The 15761-nt window shown below is 42.7% G+C and carries 14 protein-coding genes and 1 tRNA gene; 11 read left to right on the top strand and 4 right to left on the bottom strand.

Annotated elements, in window-relative coordinates:
- Window positions 1-13: 13 nt before the first annotated feature.
- From QVP90_RS05600 to QVP90_RS05575, 6 genes are all read left to right on the top strand, one after another.
- Window positions 14-2272, top strand: a complete 2259-nt coding sequence (locus QVP90_RS05600) for an aconitate hydratase (RefSeq protein WP_021935887.1) — start codon at window positions 14-16, stop codon at window positions 2270-2272.
- A gap of 44 nt (window positions 2273-2316) precedes the next feature.
- Window positions 2317-3525, top strand: coding sequence for an NADP-dependent isocitrate dehydrogenase (icd, locus tag QVP90_RS05595; protein WP_288203971.1), 1209 nt, complete (start codon window positions 2317-2319; stop codon window positions 3523-3525).
- Window positions 3526-3552: 27 nt separating this feature from the next.
- Window positions 3553-4896: a citrate/2-methylcitrate synthase gene (locus QVP90_RS05590; RefSeq protein ID WP_005933424.1), complete on the top strand. Its 1344-nt coding sequence runs from the start codon at window positions 3553-3555 to the stop codon at window positions 4894-4896.
- 136 nt (window positions 4897-5032) lie between these two features.
- Window positions 5033-5794: a DUF1295 domain-containing protein gene (locus QVP90_RS05585; RefSeq protein WP_021935886.1), complete on the top strand. Its 762-nt coding sequence runs from the start codon at window positions 5033-5035 to the stop codon at window positions 5792-5794.
- A gap of 54 nt (window positions 5795-5848) precedes the next feature.
- Window positions 5849-7105, top strand: a complete 1257-nt coding sequence (locus QVP90_RS05580) for an NADH:flavin oxidoreductase (protein WP_044094148.1) — start codon at window positions 5849-5851, stop codon at window positions 7103-7105.
- Window positions 7102-7950, top strand: coding sequence for an SDR family NAD(P)-dependent oxidoreductase (locus QVP90_RS05575; protein WP_394799161.1), 849 nt, complete (start codon window positions 7102-7104; stop codon window positions 7948-7950). The genes QVP90_RS05580 and QVP90_RS05575 overlap by 4 nt, the downstream gene beginning before the upstream one ends.
- Window positions 7951-8396: 446 nt before the next feature.
- On the opposite strand, the gene pfkA is transcribed toward QVP90_RS05575, so the two are convergent.
- From pfkA to porQ, 4 genes are all read right to left on the bottom strand, one after another.
- Entirely contained in the window at window positions 8397-9377 is a 981-nt protein-coding gene (gene pfkA, locus QVP90_RS05570) for a 6-phosphofructokinase (protein ID WP_005933413.1), read from the bottom strand.
- Between the two features lie 98 nt (window positions 9378-9475).
- The gene (locus QVP90_RS05565) at window positions 9476-10354 is read right to left on the bottom strand and encodes a 4-hydroxy-3-methylbut-2-enyl diphosphate reductase (RefSeq protein WP_007482337.1); all 879 of its coding nucleotides are present in this window, start codon (window positions 10352-10354) and stop codon (window positions 9476-9478) included.
- A gap of 44 nt (window positions 10355-10398) precedes the next feature.
- Entirely contained in the window at window positions 10399-11088 is a 690-nt protein-coding gene (gene cmk / locus QVP90_RS05560; RefSeq protein ID WP_005933406.1) for a (d)CMP kinase, read from the bottom strand.
- Between the two features lie 16 nt (window positions 11089-11104).
- On the bottom strand, window positions 11105-12043 hold the full coding sequence (gene porQ / locus QVP90_RS05555) for a type IX secretion system protein PorQ (protein ID WP_007482339.1): 939 nt from the start codon (window positions 12041-12043) through the stop codon (window positions 11105-11107).
- 141 nt (window positions 12044-12184) lie between these two features.
- Here porQ and QVP90_RS05550 point away from each other — a divergent pair, with 141 nt between their 5' ends.
- The 5 genes from QVP90_RS05550 (at window position 12185) to QVP90_RS05530 (ending at window position 15647) form a co-directional block, all read left to right on the top strand.
- Entirely contained in the window at window positions 12185-12871 is a 687-nt protein-coding gene (locus tag QVP90_RS05550; RefSeq protein ID WP_005933401.1) for an energy transducer TonB, read from the top strand.
- 86 nt (window positions 12872-12957) lie between these two features.
- A complete protein-coding gene (locus QVP90_RS05545; protein WP_007482342.1) occupies window positions 12958-13932 on the top strand; it encodes a polyprenyl synthetase family protein in 975 nt (324 codons plus the stop codon).
- Window positions 13933-13947: 15 nt separating this feature from the next.
- On the top strand, window positions 13948-14649 hold the full coding sequence (locus QVP90_RS05540) for a hypothetical protein (RefSeq protein ID WP_005933397.1): 702 nt from the start codon (window positions 13948-13950) through the stop codon (window positions 14647-14649).
- A gap of 12 nt (window positions 14650-14661) precedes the next feature.
- Window positions 14662-15438, top strand: coding sequence for a TatD family hydrolase (locus QVP90_RS05535; protein ID WP_007482344.1), 777 nt, complete (start codon window positions 14662-14664; stop codon window positions 15436-15438).
- A gap of 121 nt (window positions 15439-15559) precedes the next feature.
- A tRNA-Ser gene (locus QVP90_RS05530) sits at window positions 15560-15647 on the top strand.
- Window positions 15648-15761 lie beyond the last annotated feature (114 nt).

Below are 15761 nucleotides of genomic sequence, written 5' to 3'. Positions count from 1 at the left end.
AATATAAATGCATATGGTGTATGATATAGACATGATAAGAAGCTTCTATTCAGCCTATAAAGGGAAAATGGAACGTGTAAGGAGTGTGCTGAAACGTCCGCTTACGTTAGCAGAAAAAATCTTGTATACTCATCTTTTTGAGGAAGCCCGTTTGAGGGATTATAAACGTGGGGAAGATTATGTGAATTTTCGTCCGGATCGGGTAGCTATGCAGGATGCTACTGCACAGATGGCTCTATTGCAGTTTATGAATGCCGGTAAGGAACGCGTTGCTGTTCCCTCAACAGTGCATTGCGACCACTTGATACAGGCTTATAAGGGAGCGAGCGAAGACATAGCCACTGCTACTAAGACGAACGAGGAGGTATACGATTTCCTGCGCGATGTTTCTTCCCGTTATGGAATCGGCTTTTGGAAACCGGGAGCGGGAATTATCCATCAGGTCGTATTAGAAAATTATGCATTTCCCGGAGGAATGATGGTAGGAACAGATTCTCATACACCGAATGCCGGTGGTTTGGGAATGGTTGCTATTGGGGTAGGAGGTGCCGATGCGGTAGATGTGATGACGGGTATGGAATGGGAATTGAAGATGCCCAAATTGATTGGTGTCCGGTTGACCGGGGAACTTAACGGTTGGACAACTCCCAAAGATGTTATTCTTAAATTGGCCGGTATCTTGACTGTGAAGGGTGGCACTAACGCCATTATTGAATATTTCGGTTCCGGTACGGAATCTATTTCAGCAACCGGAAAAGCTACGATTTGTAATATGGGTGCCGAAGTAGGGGCTACTACTTCGCTTTTTCCCTATGATGAACGTATGGGCGTTTATCTGCGTGCTACCGGTCGTGAAGAAGTTGCCTTGTTGGCGGAGTCCGTAACTGCCGATCTTCGTGCTGACGATGAAGTGATGGCGCTGCCCGAGAAATTTTATGACCGTATTATTGAAATAAATCTTTCAGAACTGGAACCTTATATCAATGGGCCGTTCACTCCTGATGCGGCTACTCCCATTTCTGAATTTGCAGAAAAAGTACTGCTGAACGGTTATCCCCGTAAAATGGAAGTAGGGCTTATCGGGTCGTGTACCAATTCATCCTATCAGGATCTCAGTCGTGCTGCTTCTATTGCCCGTGAGGCATTGGAGAAGGACGTGGCCATTGCTGCGCCGCTTATTGTTAATCCCGGAAGTGAACAAATCAGGGCTACTGCCGAACGGGATGGAATGATTACTCTTTTCCGCCAAATAGGGGCAACGATCATGGCAAATGCTTGTGGGCCTTGCATCGGGCAGTGGAAACGCCATACAGACGATCCTACCCGTAAAAACTCGATTGTGACCTCTTTCAACCGCAATTTTGCCAAACGGGCGGATGGTAATCCGAATACATTTGCTTTTGTGGCTTCCCCCGAAATAGTAATGGCACTCACCATTGCCGGTGATCTTTGTTTCAATCCCTTAAAAGACCGTTTGCTTACGCATGAGGGGAAGAAAGTGAAATTCAGTGAACCGGTGGGAGATGAATTACCTATGTATGGTTTCACTTCGGCTGCCAGTGGCTACTTGGCCCCTGTTGGAACAGAAGTTGAAATCAGGGTCGATCCGCAGTCGAAGCGTTTGCAATTGTTGGCTCCTTTCCCGGCATGGGATGGAAACGACTTATTGAATATGCCTTTGCTGATCAAGACACAAGGGAAGTGTACTACTGATCATATTTCGATGGCAGGTCCGTGGTTGCGTTTTCGCGGGCATTTAGAGAATATTTCCGATAACATGCTGATGGGAGCGGTCAATGCTTTTAACGGTGAGACAAATAGTGTGTGGAATCGCTTGACAAATACTTATGGGCCTGTTTCCGGTACGGCTAAGATGTATAAGGCAGAAGGAATTGCTTCGATGGTTGTTGCCGAAGAAAATTATGGTGAGGGCTCCAGTCGTGAACATGCGGCTATGGAACCTCGTTTCCTGAATGTAAAAGTAATTCTTGCCAAGAGTTTTGCCCGTATTCATGAAACCAATCTGAAGAAGCAGGGTATGTTGGCTGTTACTTTTAAGGATAAGGATGATTATGATCGCATACAAGAACATGACCTGCTTTCTGTAACTGGTTTGCAAAACTTTGCTCCGGGACGCGACCTTGAGGTGGTGGTTCATCACGAAGATGGAACCAAAGAGAGTTTTGCCGTACAGCATACCTATAATGAGCAGCAAATAGCATGGTTCCGTGCAGGATCTGCCCTCAATAATAATTTGTCATTGTGTTATTAAAAAAAATACGTGTGCAGCCAATGGGTACATGAACATATTGGCAAATTGCCACATTATCGATTATGAACAAAATTACTAAACAACTTGACGGTACTTTGTCTGTACCGGATATTCCGACCGTTCCTTTTATTACCGGTGACGGTGTGGGTGAAGAGATAACTCCCGCTATGCGGGCTATTGTAAATGCGGCTGTTGATAGTTCTTATGGTGGCCGCCGTAGGATAGAGTGGCTTGAAGTGCTTGCCGGTGAACGTGCTTATCACTCTGTCGGTTCGTGGTTGCCCGACGAGACAATGGATGCTTTTAAAGAATATCTTATCGGTATCAAAGGGCCGTTGACCACTCCTGTGGGTGGGGGGATTCGTTCGTTGAATGTGGCTCTGCGCCAGACACTTGATTTATATGTATGCCTGCGTCCGGTGCGCTGGTTTGTGGGAGTACATTCTCCTTTGCAGGCTCCGGAAACAGTCAATATGACCATTTTCCGTGAGAATACCGAGGATATATATGCCGGTATCGAGTGGGAGGCAGGTACTCCGGAAGCAGAGAAACTCTATCGTTTTCTGCGGGATGAGATGGGAGTGACGAAAGTCCGCTTTCCCGAAACCTCCTCTTTTGGAGTGAAACCTGTGTCTAAGGAAGGAACGGAGCGTTTAGTCCGTGCTGCCTGTCAATATGCACTCGATCATCATTTGCCTTCCGTCACATTGGTACACAAGGGGAATATAATGAAATTCACCGAAGGAGGTTTCAAAAAGTGGGGATATGAATTGGCACAGCGGGAATTTGGTGATGCGTTGGCGGAGGGGCGGTTGGTTGTCAAGGATTGCATTGCCGATGCCTTTTTGCAAAACACGTTGTTGATGCCTGAAGAATATTCGGTGGTTGCCACATTGAATTTGAATGGTGATTATATTTCCGATCAGTTGGCTGCCATGGTAGGCGGTATCGGCATCGCTCCGGGAGCTAATATCAATTATGTCAGTGGGCATGCTATTTTTGAAGCTACTCATGGCACTGCTCCTAACATAGCCGGACAAGATATCGTGAATCCTTGTTCGTTGATACTCTCTGCGGTAATGATGCTCGAATATATGGGTTGGCAAGAGGCTGCCGACCGTATAACGATGGCGCTTGAACATAGTTTTGGTGATGCCCGTGCTACGGCAGATTTGGCCCGTTTCATGCCTGGAGGCAAGTCTCTTTCCACATCTGCTTTTACCAGAGAGATTATAGAGAGAATAAGAAGTTAAGTAAATGATAATAAAATAAATACGGTTATGAAGAAAGAATATTTGGTCTATAAGCTCTCTGAGGACATGAAAGACTGTACCCGGATCGATAATGAGCTTTTCCCGAAGTATGATGTAAAGCGCGGATTACGTAATGAAGACGGTACCGGAGTATTGGTAGGCCTTACTAAAGTTGGCAATGTTGTTGGTTATGAACGTATTCCCGGAGGTGGTTTGAAACCGATTCCCGGAAAATTGTTTTATCGCCAATATGATCTTGAAGATCTGGCTCATGCCGCTATGAAAGAGAAACGCTATGGTTTTGAAGAAGTGGCTTATCTGCTGCTTTCCGGTCGCCTGCCCGATAAAGAAGAATTGGCTTCCTTTCGTGAACTGGTAAATGATAATATGCCGTTGGAACAGAAGACAAAAATGAATATTATCGAACTCGAGGGAAACAATATCATGAATATTCTGGCTCGCAGCGTGCTCGAGATGTATCGTTTTGACGCCAATCCGGACGATACATCGCGTGATAACCTGATGCGGCAAAGTATCGACCTTATCTCGAAGTTTCCCACTATCATCGCGTATGCTTATAACATGTTACGCCATGCAACTTTCGGTCGTTCGCTCCATATCCGTCACCCGCAGGAGAATCTTTCCATAGCCGAGAACTTTCTTTATATGCTGAAAAAAGACTACACTCAGTTGGATGCCCGTACGCTTGATCTTTTACTGATGCTTCAGGCAGAACACGGTGGTGGTAATAACTCTACGTTTACCGTTCGGGTAACTTCTTCTACCGGTACGGATACGTATTCGTCTATTGCCGCCGGTATCGGTTCATTAAAAGGACCGCTTCATGGAGGAGCCAATATTCAGGTGGTCGATATGTTTCACCATCTTCAGGAAAATATCAAAGATTGGACTAATGTCGATGAAATAGATACCTATTTTACCCGCATGCTTAATAAGGAGGTGTACAATAAAACCGGATTGATTTATGGTATCGGCCATGCGGTATATACCATTTCCGATCCCCGTGCGCTGTTATTGAAAGAGTTGGCTCGTGATTTGGCAAAAGAGAAAAAGCGTGAGCGTGAATTTGCTTTCCTTGAGTTATTGGAAGAACGCGCTATCGCCATGTTTGGCAAGATAAAAAATAATGGTAAAACCGTGTCGAGCAATGTTGATTTCTACTCTGGTTTTGTGTATGAGATGATCGGTTTGCCACAGGAAATTTATACTCCGTTGTTTGCTATGGCACGCATTGTGGGGTGGTGTGCGCATCGCAATGAGGAGTTGAACTTCGAGGGGAAACGTATTATTCGTCCGGCATATAAGAATGTACTGGAAGTGGGGCAATACATCCCTTTGAGTAAGCGTTGATTCTCTGAATGATTTTATTTTGGTTTGCTCTCATTCTGAAAAGGATGGGAGCTTTTTTGTGGCACTCTTCTGTAAGAAAACTCTTTGTAATAATCAGGTTTTTCTATATCTTTGCTTGTCGTAAAAACACATGACTATGGATGCGGAAACCTTTGGATCTTTTCTTTGGATAATGACTTTGGTAGCAGCGCTTGTTTTTATTGCGCTTTATTTTGTGAAGGCTGGTTATGGTATGTTTCGTAGTGCAGCTTGGGGGCTTTCTGTCAATAATAAATTGGCATGGATGCTAATGGAGGTACCGGTCTTTTTAGTGATGATATGGATGTGGTGGTATTCCGACCGTCGTTTCTTACCCGTGCAACTGACTTTTTTCTTTTTCTTTCAACTTCATTATTTTCAGCGTTCGTTTGTTTTTCCTTGTTTATTGCAAGGAAAAGGCCGAATGCCGGTTGCTATCCTTTTGATGGGAATTCTTTTTAATGTTCTGAATGGTTTTATGCAGGGTGAATGGATATTTTATCTTTCTCCTGCAGATAGGTATACTTCTCAATGGTTTGCTGCGCCGCAATTTATATTAGGTACAGTTCTGTTTTTTGTAGGTATGGGTATTAATTGTCATTCCGACTATATAATCCGGCATCTTCGAACCCCGGGGGATACCCGTCATTATCTTCCTTCCGGAGGCTTGTACCGTTATGTCACTTCAGCTAATTATTTCGGTGAGATAGTGGAGTGGACAGGATGGGCCATACTTACATGGTCTCTTTCGGGAACCGTGTTTTTATGGTGGACTTTTGCCAATCTTGTACCTCGTGCCAATGCTATCTGGCATCGTTATCGCGAAGAGTTCGGTGAGGCGGTCGGTAGTCGGAAACGTATCTTTCCATTTATATATTAATTGATTCTTTTCAAGAAAACACGGATGCTTATGAATATAGATACAGATGTAACAATGAATTTCTTTTCCGGTGAAAGAAAATCGGGAACTGTTTCTAAACTTTTTACTCCTGTCCGTATCGGTCCGTTGACTTTGCGCAATCGTACTATTCGTTCGGCTGCTTTCGAAGGTATGTGTCCCGGAAATGCTCCTTCCCAGATGTTACTCGATTATCATCGTTCAGTGGCGGCAGGCGGTATTGGCATGACAACGGTGGCCTATGCCTCTGTTGCGAAAAGCGGACTTTCGTTTCCTCGTCAGCTTTGGCTTCGTCCGGAGATTATTCCCGGATTACGTGAAGTGACGAATGCCGTTCATAGAGAAGGGGCGGCTGCCGGCATTCAGATAGGGCATTGTGGTAATATGTCCCATAAGAGTATTTGTGGGGTGACACCTATATCTGCTTCTTCGGGTTTTAATATTTATTCGCCTACATGGGTTCGCGGGATGAAGAAAGAAGAGATACCGGAAATGGCACGCGCGTATGGTCGTGCAGTAAATATGGCTCGTGAAGCAGGTTTTGATGCGGTCGAAGTACATGCCGGCCACGGTTATCTTATTAGCCAGTTCCTTTCGCCTTATACGAATCATCGGAAAGATGAATATGGCGGTTCTCTTGAAAACCGGATGCGGTTTATGGACGAAGTGATGTTGGAGGTATTGAAAGCGGCCGGTGATGATATGGCGGTCATTGTGAAGATGAATATGCGCGATGGTTTTCGAGGAGGAATGGAAATAAACGAAACAATTGGGGTGGCTCGCCGGTTAGAGCAACTCGGAGCGCATGCGCTGGTATTGAGTGGGGGCTTTGTCAGTAAGGCGCCTATGTATGTGATGCGCGGAGCAATGCCGATAAAAGCATTGACATATTATATGGATTGTTGGTGGTTGAAGTTGGGTGTGAAATTGGCTGGACGAATGATGATTCCTTCCGTACCTTTCGAAGAGGCTTATTTTTTGGAAGATGCGTTGAAATTTCGTACGGCACTTCCCGCGATGCCGCTTATTTATGTGGGTGGTCTTGTGTCACGCACAAAGATAGATGAAGTATTGGGATATGGCTTTGAAGCAGTACAGATGGCGCGTGCACTACTTAATGAGCCTGGGTTTGTAAATCGGATGCATGCTGAAGAAAATGCCCGTTGCAATTGTGGACATAGTAATTATTGCATTGGGCGGATGTATTCCATTGAAATGGCTTGTCATCAGCATCTTCGGGAGAAGCTTCCTCCTTGTTTACAGAAAGAAATAGGAAAGTTGGAAAATAAATGATGGAACGGAATTTGGCGATCATAACTGGTGCCGATGGAGGAATGGGAACGGAAATAACCAAAGCCGTAGCCTTTGCAGGATATCATGTAATAATGGCTTGTTATAATCCTGTGAAAGCGGAACCGGTGAAGCAACGTATAATCCGGGAAACCGGAAATATGGATTTGGAGATACTTCCGCTCGATCTGGCATCTATGGAATCTGTATCGGCCTTTACCGGTTTGGTTTTGGAGCGTGCTCATAGAGTTGCTTTATTGATGAATAATGCCGGAACGATGGAAACTGGACTACATATCACTGTAGATGGTATGGAACGGACAGTCAGTGTCAATTATGTAGGACCGTATTTGCTGACCCGGAAGTTACTTCCTTTAATGGGTCGGGGAACACGTATTGTGAATATGGTATCTTGCACTTATGCTATTGGAAAATTACATTTTCCCGATTTTTTCTTTTTTGGTCGCAAAGGAAAATTTTGGCGAATACCTGTTTACAGTAATACTAAACTGGCTTTACTCCTTTTTACTTTAGAACTCGCCGAAAGAGTGGAAGAACGCGGAATAACTGTCAATGCTGCCGATCCGGGAATTGTTTCTACTGATATTATTACTATGCATCAGTGGTTTGATCCCTTGACGGATATTTTTTTTCGCCCTTTTATCCGTACTCCCATGCAAGGAGCTTCCACTGCAGTTGGATTATTACTTGATAAAAGACTGGCAGGGAAAACGGGAACGTTTAATCTGAATAACCATTCTAAACCACTTTCGGATAAATATATTAATCATGTGCAGAAACGATTGTTGTGGGATGAGACGGAAAAACAGGTGAAAAAATGGCTATAAGAATTGATCTGTTTAGATTTCAGAAGGTATTAATGTATTGAAAAGAAAAATAGATCGATTTATTTTTGAGAAAAAAAGATACAAACTAATATCGTTGTAATAGTCTGTATATCAATTCGTTGTGAGATGTGTCTTTTTCTCTACGAGATTCGCTCTGTTTCTCTACGAAGAACCGATCGTTTCCCGTAGAGAAACAGGTTATTTCTCTACGAGATCTAAATGAAATATTTATAAAACTTTACATGGGAGATAAATGGAGAATGATTTTTTATTGTAGTAATAAAATGAAGGAGTTCGAAGAGGATATACGGTGTCTTTGGAAATTGAATCAGCTATAAAATTTTATTTTTAAGCAAATAGTATGTGTGTTTTTCTACGTGTCCGTATTGAATATAAAAAATGGCAGAGAGTACTCTCTGCCATTTTGAAACTTATCACTATCGTTGTTAAATAGAGAGCTCTCTTAGTACGTTGACCAGTTCTCTCTTGATCGGTTTATCATTTTTTATTGCTTTGCTGAAAGGTACATAAACAATTTCATCATGTTCAATACCGATCATTACATTACGCTGGTCTTCCATAATAGCATCGATGGCTGCCGCACCTAAACGGCTTGCCAAAATACGATCGTGTGCCGTAGGGCTGCCGCCACGTTGAAGATGCCCCAGAATTGTTACACGTACATCATATTGCGGATATTCATTTTTTACACGCTCTGCATAATGCATGGCACCACCTGTCAGTTCGCTTTCCGCTACTAATACGATACTACTGTTTTTGGATTTGCGGAAACCGCTTTTAATGAATTCTTCCAATTGATCGACTTCTGTACTGAATTCCGGAATGATGGCAGCTTCTGCTCCGGAAGCAATGGCACCGTTCAAAGCAAGAAAACCGGCATCACGTCCCATCACTTCTACGAAGAAAAGACGTTCGTGTGAAGTTGCTGTATCGCGTATCTTATCGACTGCATCCAAAATAGTGTTCAATGCCGTATCGTATCCGATAGTGGTATCTGTACCATATAAGTCGTTGTCGATTGTACCCGGCAATCCGATACAGGGTACATCGAACTCTTGTGCAAAAATGCGGGCACCTGTCAAGGAACCGTCGCCACCGATAATAACAAGAGCATCGATGCCTTCTTTCTTCATATTTTCGTAGGCGAGCTGACGACCTTCCGGTGTAGTAAATTCTTTGCAGCGTGCTGTTTTCAGAATAGTACCTCCCAGCTGGATGATATTACTTACATTCTGGCTTTTAAATTCACTGATTTCTCCTGTTACCAGCCCTTTATATCCTCTGTATATACCCTTAACTTGCAGTCCGTTATAGATAGCTGCACGTGTCACTGCACGAATTGCAGCATTCATTCCCGGAGCATCCCCTCCGGAGGTTAAAATACCTACACACTTAACTGTTCCCATTACAATCTTATTTTATATTTGACGCTGCAAAGATAGCAAAAAGTGTTAGGAAATGGATTGCATTCGTGTCAAACTGACGGTGCTATTAATAAATAACGTTAAAGACTTTCTTGCCCCAGACGTGCTTTTATTTCCATATAAATTTGCTCCATCAGCCATTTTGGGGTAGAAGTTGCTCCACATACGCCAATTGAGTCAATGTCGTGAAGCAGAGAATCATCTATTTCTTCTATACTGTCTATCAGATGAGAGTTCGGGTTGACTTTAAGACATTCACTGAATAACATTTTACCGTTTGAACTTTTTTTTCCGCTGACAAAAAAAATAAGGTCATGTGAAGCGGCAAATTTACGTAAATTGGGCATACGATTGGCTACCTGTCGACAAATGGTATCGTAATATTCGAATGTGGCGTCGGGAGAGATATGTGCCTTGATATAGTCGACAATTTCCCAAAATTCATCCAGAGATTTGGTGGTTTGTGAATAAAGACGGATATTTTTACTGAAATCGAGCCCTTTGGCTTCTTCCAGCTTTTCAATAACAATAGCTTGCCCTGTGGCCTGTCCCACTAATCCTAAAACTTCGGCATGTCCGTTTTGACCGTATATGACGATTTGTTTCTCTCCATTGTCTTCTTGTTGATACTCCTGTTTGATACGTTTTTGCAGGCGAAGTACTACCGGACAGGTCGCATCGATAATTTCAATATTATTTTTGTAAGCTGTTATATAAGTTTCGGGAGGCTCACCATGAGCGCGAAGCAATACTTTTGCGTTGTGCAATTGCTTGAACTCTTCATGATTGATGGTGATGAGTCCCATTGATTTAAGCCGTTCCACTTCCCGGCTATTATGTACAATATCACCCAGGCAATAGAGAGTTGCCCCTTTTGCCAATTCTTCTTCTGCTTTGTGGATAGCTGTTACTACTCCGAAACAGAAGCCGGAACCTTCATCTATCTCTACTTTAATCATTCTTGATCTTCAGAATAATGAAGGGCCAAAATCCGAATAGGCCCTTATGCTTTTGTAACTTGATTGTATTGGTCGAACAACCATTCTTTTTGTTGTGGAATCGTCAGTTCCGTGTTGTCCAACAGTAATGCGTCATCTGCTTTTTTTAATGGACTTACTTTTCGGTTCTGATCGATGTAGTCACGTTGTTTCACATTCTCTAAAATCTCATCAAAACTGGCTTCCTGTCCTTTGGCTTTCAATTCATCATAACGTCGTTGAGCACGGATTTCGGGAGTAGCCGTAACAAATATTTTCAGTTCGGCATCCGGAAATACTGTCGTACCGATATCGCGGCCATCCATGACAATCCCTTTTTCACGTCCCATTGCCTGTTGTTGTTTTACCATGGCGGAACGTACGAAATCCAAGGCGCTGATCGGACTTACTTTGGAGGAAACTTCCATTGTGCGAATTTTGTTCTCTACGTTCACATCATTTAAATAGGTATTCGGACGCCCGGTTTCCGGATCGATACGAAAAGAAATGTGAATGTCTTTCATCCGATGTTTGAGTTTCTCGGTATCGATTGCATCTCCGTTGAAAATACCGTTTTCTATACTGTAGAGGGTGACGGCACGATACATGGCTCCGCTATCAATATAAATATACCCTATTTCGCGAGCCAGATCCTTGGCCATTGTACTTTTACCACAAGAGGAAAAGCCATCGATTGCTATGGTAATCTTTTTCATCTTATTCATTATTATATTATAGTGTCATAGAGAGGTTGAACAATAAAGACGAGGTGCTAAGATGGTATTTAGCATAGGCAGCTCCTAATTTGAAACGTTTGATTTGCAGGCCGGCTCCTGCTGTAAAACCTGCCCAATGACTTGAGTCAGCTACTTTCATCTCGTTTGTCCGACGGAAATTATATCCTAACGAAACGTAAAAGTTATCAGTCGGCAAAAAGTCCATACCGATTACGGCATGATCAAAGAATTTGGAGTTTTTCCAATCGGTGAGATTATATAAAGTGGCGGAGATCCGGAAAGGGGCATGTGACAGGCGTTTGGTGATGCCCACTTGCACATCTACCGGTAATTTTTCGCGCTTATCTTCGAAAGCAACAATTTGTCCTCCCAAATTACGGGCTACCATAGAAAATGAGAAGTCGCTGTTTTGATGATAATAATTCAATCCTAAATCTACGCCGATGGCAAAGGAAGAGAATTTATCATAATTGGAATAGATCAGATTGGCTTTCACTCCTCCACTCCAATAATCGCTCAGGTCATAAGAGTAAATGCCGGAAAATGCCATGTCTTTGGCAGAAAAGGTGCCTGTTATTATGTTTTCACTGGTGGTTTCTTTCATCGTGCCATAATTCACGAATTGGGCTGTTACTGCCCAGGTAGAGCGGTCGCCGAGAACACGTGAAAAGGCGGCACTGGCTGCATTGACTCCCGCTATATATAAGGTATAATTCAAGTTGAGCGTTTTATCCGCTACACATGATAACAGGGCCGGATTGTGAACAGCCATTGTCAGATCGTCCTCGATGATTGAAATGTTTTCTCCACCTAAAGCGGCTGCATGTGAAGAAAAAGGTAGTTTGAGGAACTGGAACACGCTATTATCTTCCTGAGCCTGTGTCCGGACCCAAAAAAGTAGCAATAGTACTATGAATATATTCTTTTTTAACATTTTAGCAGAAAAAACTGTTCAAATATACTGTATTTCTCAAATATCTGCGTTATATTTGTGGCAGAAAAGCACGTGAGACTCAAAACACTGGGAAACACATCTGATTAAAAGAACGTATTATTAATATTTATATTATAATTTATGGAAGTTAAAAAATCACCCAAAGCAGACTTGGAAAGCAAAAAGTCTACATGGCTGCTTATCGGATACGTGGTTGTATTGGCTTTTATGTTCGTAGCGTTCGAATGGACCGAGAGAGACATAAAGATTGATACAAGCCAGGCTTTATCCGATTTAGTGTTTGAAGAGGAAATGGTTCCTATTACGGAACAAGAACAGAAAATTGAGGTTCCGCCTCCACCAGAGGTACCGGCAGCTGCCGAAATCTTGGATATCGTAGACGACGATGCCGATGTGGAAGAAACGATTATTGCATCAAGTGAGGAAGTAGGTCAGGCTGTTGAAGTAAAATATGTACCTGTACAGGTGGTTGAAGAAGAACCGGAAGAACAGGAAATCTTCGACGTTGTAGAGAAAATGCCTGAATTCCCGGGCGGAAACGCTGCTTTGATGTCTTATTTGGCTAAGAATATCAAATATCCTACAATTGCACAGGAAAATGGTACTCAAGGTCGTGTTATCGTGCAGTTCGTTGTAAACAAGGATGGTAGTATTGTAGATGCGAAGGTGGCACGTAGTGTTGACCCGTATCTGGATAAAGAGGCTCTCCGTGTGATCAACTCCATGCCGAAATGGAATCCGGGTATGCAGAGAAACAAGCCGGTACGCGTTAAGTATACGGTTCCTGTAATGTTCAGATTACAATAATTTTTATGTAACATACGAAAAAGGCTGCCGTAAAAGCAGCCTTTTTCATTAGTTCTTCTTCTGTTTTCTTTTAATCCAAATTTACTATGTTTACTGCATTCCAATTGCTTGATAAAATTAATACTCATGTTTCTGAATTACAGTTTACCCGTAGCCCGAAAGGGTTATATGCGCCGGTGGAGTATGTGCTGTCTTTAGGAGGGAAACGTATTCGCCCCGTGTTGATGCTGATGGGATATAATCTGTATAAGGAGGATGTCAGCCGCATTTATGGACCGGCAACGGGAATTGAGGTTTATCATAATTATACTTTGCTTCATGATGACTTGATGGATCGTGCCGATGTGCGTAGGGGGAAGGCAACCGTGCATAAGGTGTGGGATGACAACACGGCAATTTTGTCGGGAGATGCCATGTTGGTGCTTGCATATCAATATATGGCCGATTGTCCGTCGGAATACTTGAAACAGGTAATGGATATCTTTAGTCTCACTGCTCTTGAAATTTGTGAAGGGCAGCAGATGGATATGGAATTTGAACGGCGTAGCGACGTCAGAGAAGAGGAATATATTGAGATGATCCGGTTGAAAACGGCCGTTTTGTTGGCTGCCGGTTTAAAGATCGGTGCTATTTTGGGAGGAGCGTCTTCGGAAGATGCGGAAAAACTTTATGATTTTGGAGTGCAGATTGGTATTGCTTTTCAGTTACAGGATGATCTGTTGGATGTGTATGGCGATTCTGCCGTGTTTGGTAAGAAGATCGGTGGGGATATTCTTTGTAACAAGAAAACATATATGCTGATTAAGGCACTGGAACGTGCGGATAAAGCTCAACTTTCAGAACTGAATGATTGGCTTGCGGCAGAATCCTTTTCTCCGGAAGAGAAGATTGCGGCAGTCACTGCCCTTTATAATCAGATTGGCATAAAGGCTATCTGCGAAAATAAGATGCGGGAATATTACACCCGTGCTATGGAGAGCTTGGAGGCTGTTTCTGTGGCCGAAGAAAAAAAGAAAGAATTGAAGAGTCTGATGAAACATCTGATGTATCGGGAGATGTAAATAAAGAATTGCCGGATGCCTTATAGACGATTACCAAATACAGATCAAGCCCGGATACGAGCGCTGAAGGCAGCGGTTGGTAAGGGTGATGTGTACAATGTGAGCGAGTTGGCTATTACTTTGAAATCTTTGGCTGAAGCAAGGAACTTTCTTTCGAAGTTTGAAATTGCTCATAATTATTACGTTCAGTGCTATAATAATCAGGTAAAGGAGAGTCCGAGACATCAGGCGAATGTAAAAATGGCCCGTTTATATATTTCTCATTTTATTCAGGTTTTGAATCTGTCCGTGCTCCGTTCGGAAATTAAATCGGTTCACAAAAAACTTTATGATCTGCCGGTAGATAATGCTACGGTTCCGGATTTGGCATCTGAAGCGGCGATGGTAGATTGGGGAAAGAGAATTATAGAGGGGGAGAGGAGGAGAACTTCACAAGGTGGGGTGCCTATTTATAACCCTACTATTGCTAAAGTGAAAGTGCATTATGATATTTTTGTCGATAGTTATGAGAAACAAAGGGCATTGCAGGCATTGACCAACCGCAGTTTGGAGGAATTGTCTTCCATGCGTGCCCGTGCGGACGAGTTGATATTGGATATTTGGAACCAAGTGGAAGAAAAGTTCCAGAATGTATTTCCTAACGAAGCCCGCTTGGATAAATGTCGTGATTATGGACTCATTTATTATTATCGGACGGGAGAAAAACAATCGGAATAAATTAGATTAATTATGCTTGTCGATTCTCATTCACATCTTTTTCTGGAAGAGTTTGCAGATGATCTTCCTCAGGTTATGCAACGTGCCCGTGAGGCGGGTGTTACTCATATTTTTATGCCCAATATCGATAGTACCACGATTGAATCTTTGCTTTCGGTGTGTGCGGCTTACAAAGAATTTTGTTTCCCGATGATAGGATTGCACCCTACTTCTGTGAACAAAAATTATAAAAAGGAATTGGATATTGTTGCCGGACAGTTAGCATCCTCCAATGGATATGTGGCAATTGGTGAGATTGGCCTGGATCTCTATTGGGATAAGACCTTTTTGAGAGAACAGCTTTTGGCTTTTGAAAAACAGGTCGAATGGGCATTAGAGTATCATTTACCTATTGTAATTCATACCCGTGAGGCTTTTGATTATATATATAAGGTATTGCAGCCCTATAAAGAAACAGGGTTGACCGGGATTTTTCATAGTTTCACCGGCACTTCGGAAGAAGCTGCCAAACTGCTCGATTTCCCGGGTTTTATGATTGGGATAAATGGAGTGGTTACTTTTAAAAAATCTCAATTACCTGAAGTCTTAAAAGATGTACCATTGGCACATATTGTTTTAGAGACCGATTCTCCTTACCTGACTCCTGTGCCTAACCGTGGAAAAAGGAATGAAAGTGCCCGTTTGAAAGATACCTTAATTAAGGTTGCGGAAATTTATCGGGAGTCTCCGGAAGTGGTTGCTGAAGCCACCTCTGAAAACGCTTTAAAAGTGTTTGGAATGGGCAAATAAGTTTCTAAAGGTTTTAAAATATATTAATTTGGAGTGTTTCTTTAAGATAAAAAAGGGATAATGCTTTAGAAGAAGAAAAAAAAGGATACATTTGTAGCTGAAAACGCTCAAACCCGTTTAGGGAGAGATGCTCGAGTGGTTGAAGAGGCACGCCTGGAAAGCGTGTATACCCCTAAAGGGTATCACGAGTTCGAATCTCGTTCTCTCCGCAATAATGAAAGGATCCCCGTAATGCATACCGGCATTACGGGGATTTTTATTGCTCAATTGATATATTATCTGTTTATCCCGGATCAACGTAAAAACCTGAGGGATTTTCTTTT

The organism is Bacteroides sp. CAG:189 (genome assembly GCF_000432295.1).
Taxonomy (GTDB): Bacteria; Bacteroidota; Bacteroidia; order Bacteroidales; family Bacteroidaceae; genus Bacteroides; species Bacteroides salyersiae.
The sequence above is the reverse complement of the archived record's forward strand: the minus strand, read 5'-3'. Positions and strand labels throughout refer to the sequence as shown.

Excerpts from the sequence above, each read along its gene's own strand:
- pfkA (WP_005933413.1), bottom strand. The coding sequence starts at position 9,377 with ATGGGAACAGTTAAGTGTGTAGGTATTTTAACCTCCGGAGGGGATGCT.
- QVP90_RS05575 (WP_394799161.1), top strand. The coding sequence starts at position 7,102 with ATGATGGAACGGAATTTGGCGATCATAACTGGTGCCGATGGAGGAATG.
- QVP90_RS05600 (WP_021935887.1), top strand. The coding sequence starts at position 14 with ATGGTGTATGATATAGACATGATAAGAAGCTTCTATTCAGCCTATAAA.
- QVP90_RS05565 (WP_007482337.1), bottom strand. The coding sequence starts at position 10,354 with ATGATTAAAGTAGAGATAGATGAAGGTTCCGGCTTCTGTTTCGGAGTA.
- porQ (WP_007482339.1), bottom strand. The coding sequence starts at position 12,043 with ATGTTAAAAAAGAATATATTCATAGTACTATTGCTACTTTTTTGGGTC.
- QVP90_RS05580 (WP_044094148.1), top strand. The coding sequence starts at position 5,849 with ATGAATTTCTTTTCCGGTGAAAGAAAATCGGGAACTGTTTCTAAACTT.
- QVP90_RS05540 (WP_005933397.1), top strand. The coding sequence starts at position 13,948 with ATGCCTTATAGACGATTACCAAATACAGATCAAGCCCGGATACGAGCG.
- QVP90_RS05550 (WP_005933401.1), top strand. The coding sequence starts at position 12,185 with ATGGAAGTTAAAAAATCACCCAAAGCAGACTTGGAAAGCAAAAAGTCT.
- QVP90_RS05590 (WP_005933424.1), top strand. The coding sequence starts at position 3,553 with ATGAAGAAAGAATATTTGGTCTATAAGCTCTCTGAGGACATGAAAGAC.
- QVP90_RS05585 (WP_021935886.1), top strand. The coding sequence starts at position 5,033 with ATGGATGCGGAAACCTTTGGATCTTTTCTTTGGATAATGACTTTGGTA.
- QVP90_RS05535 (WP_007482344.1), top strand. The coding sequence starts at position 14,662 with ATGCTTGTCGATTCTCATTCACATCTTTTTCTGGAAGAGTTTGCAGAT.
- QVP90_RS05545 (WP_007482342.1), top strand. The coding sequence starts at position 12,958 with ATGTTTACTGCATTCCAATTGCTTGATAAAATTAATACTCATGTTTCT.
- cmk (WP_005933406.1), bottom strand. The coding sequence starts at position 11,088 with ATGAAAAAGATTACCATAGCAATCGATGGCTTTTCCTCTTGTGGTAAA.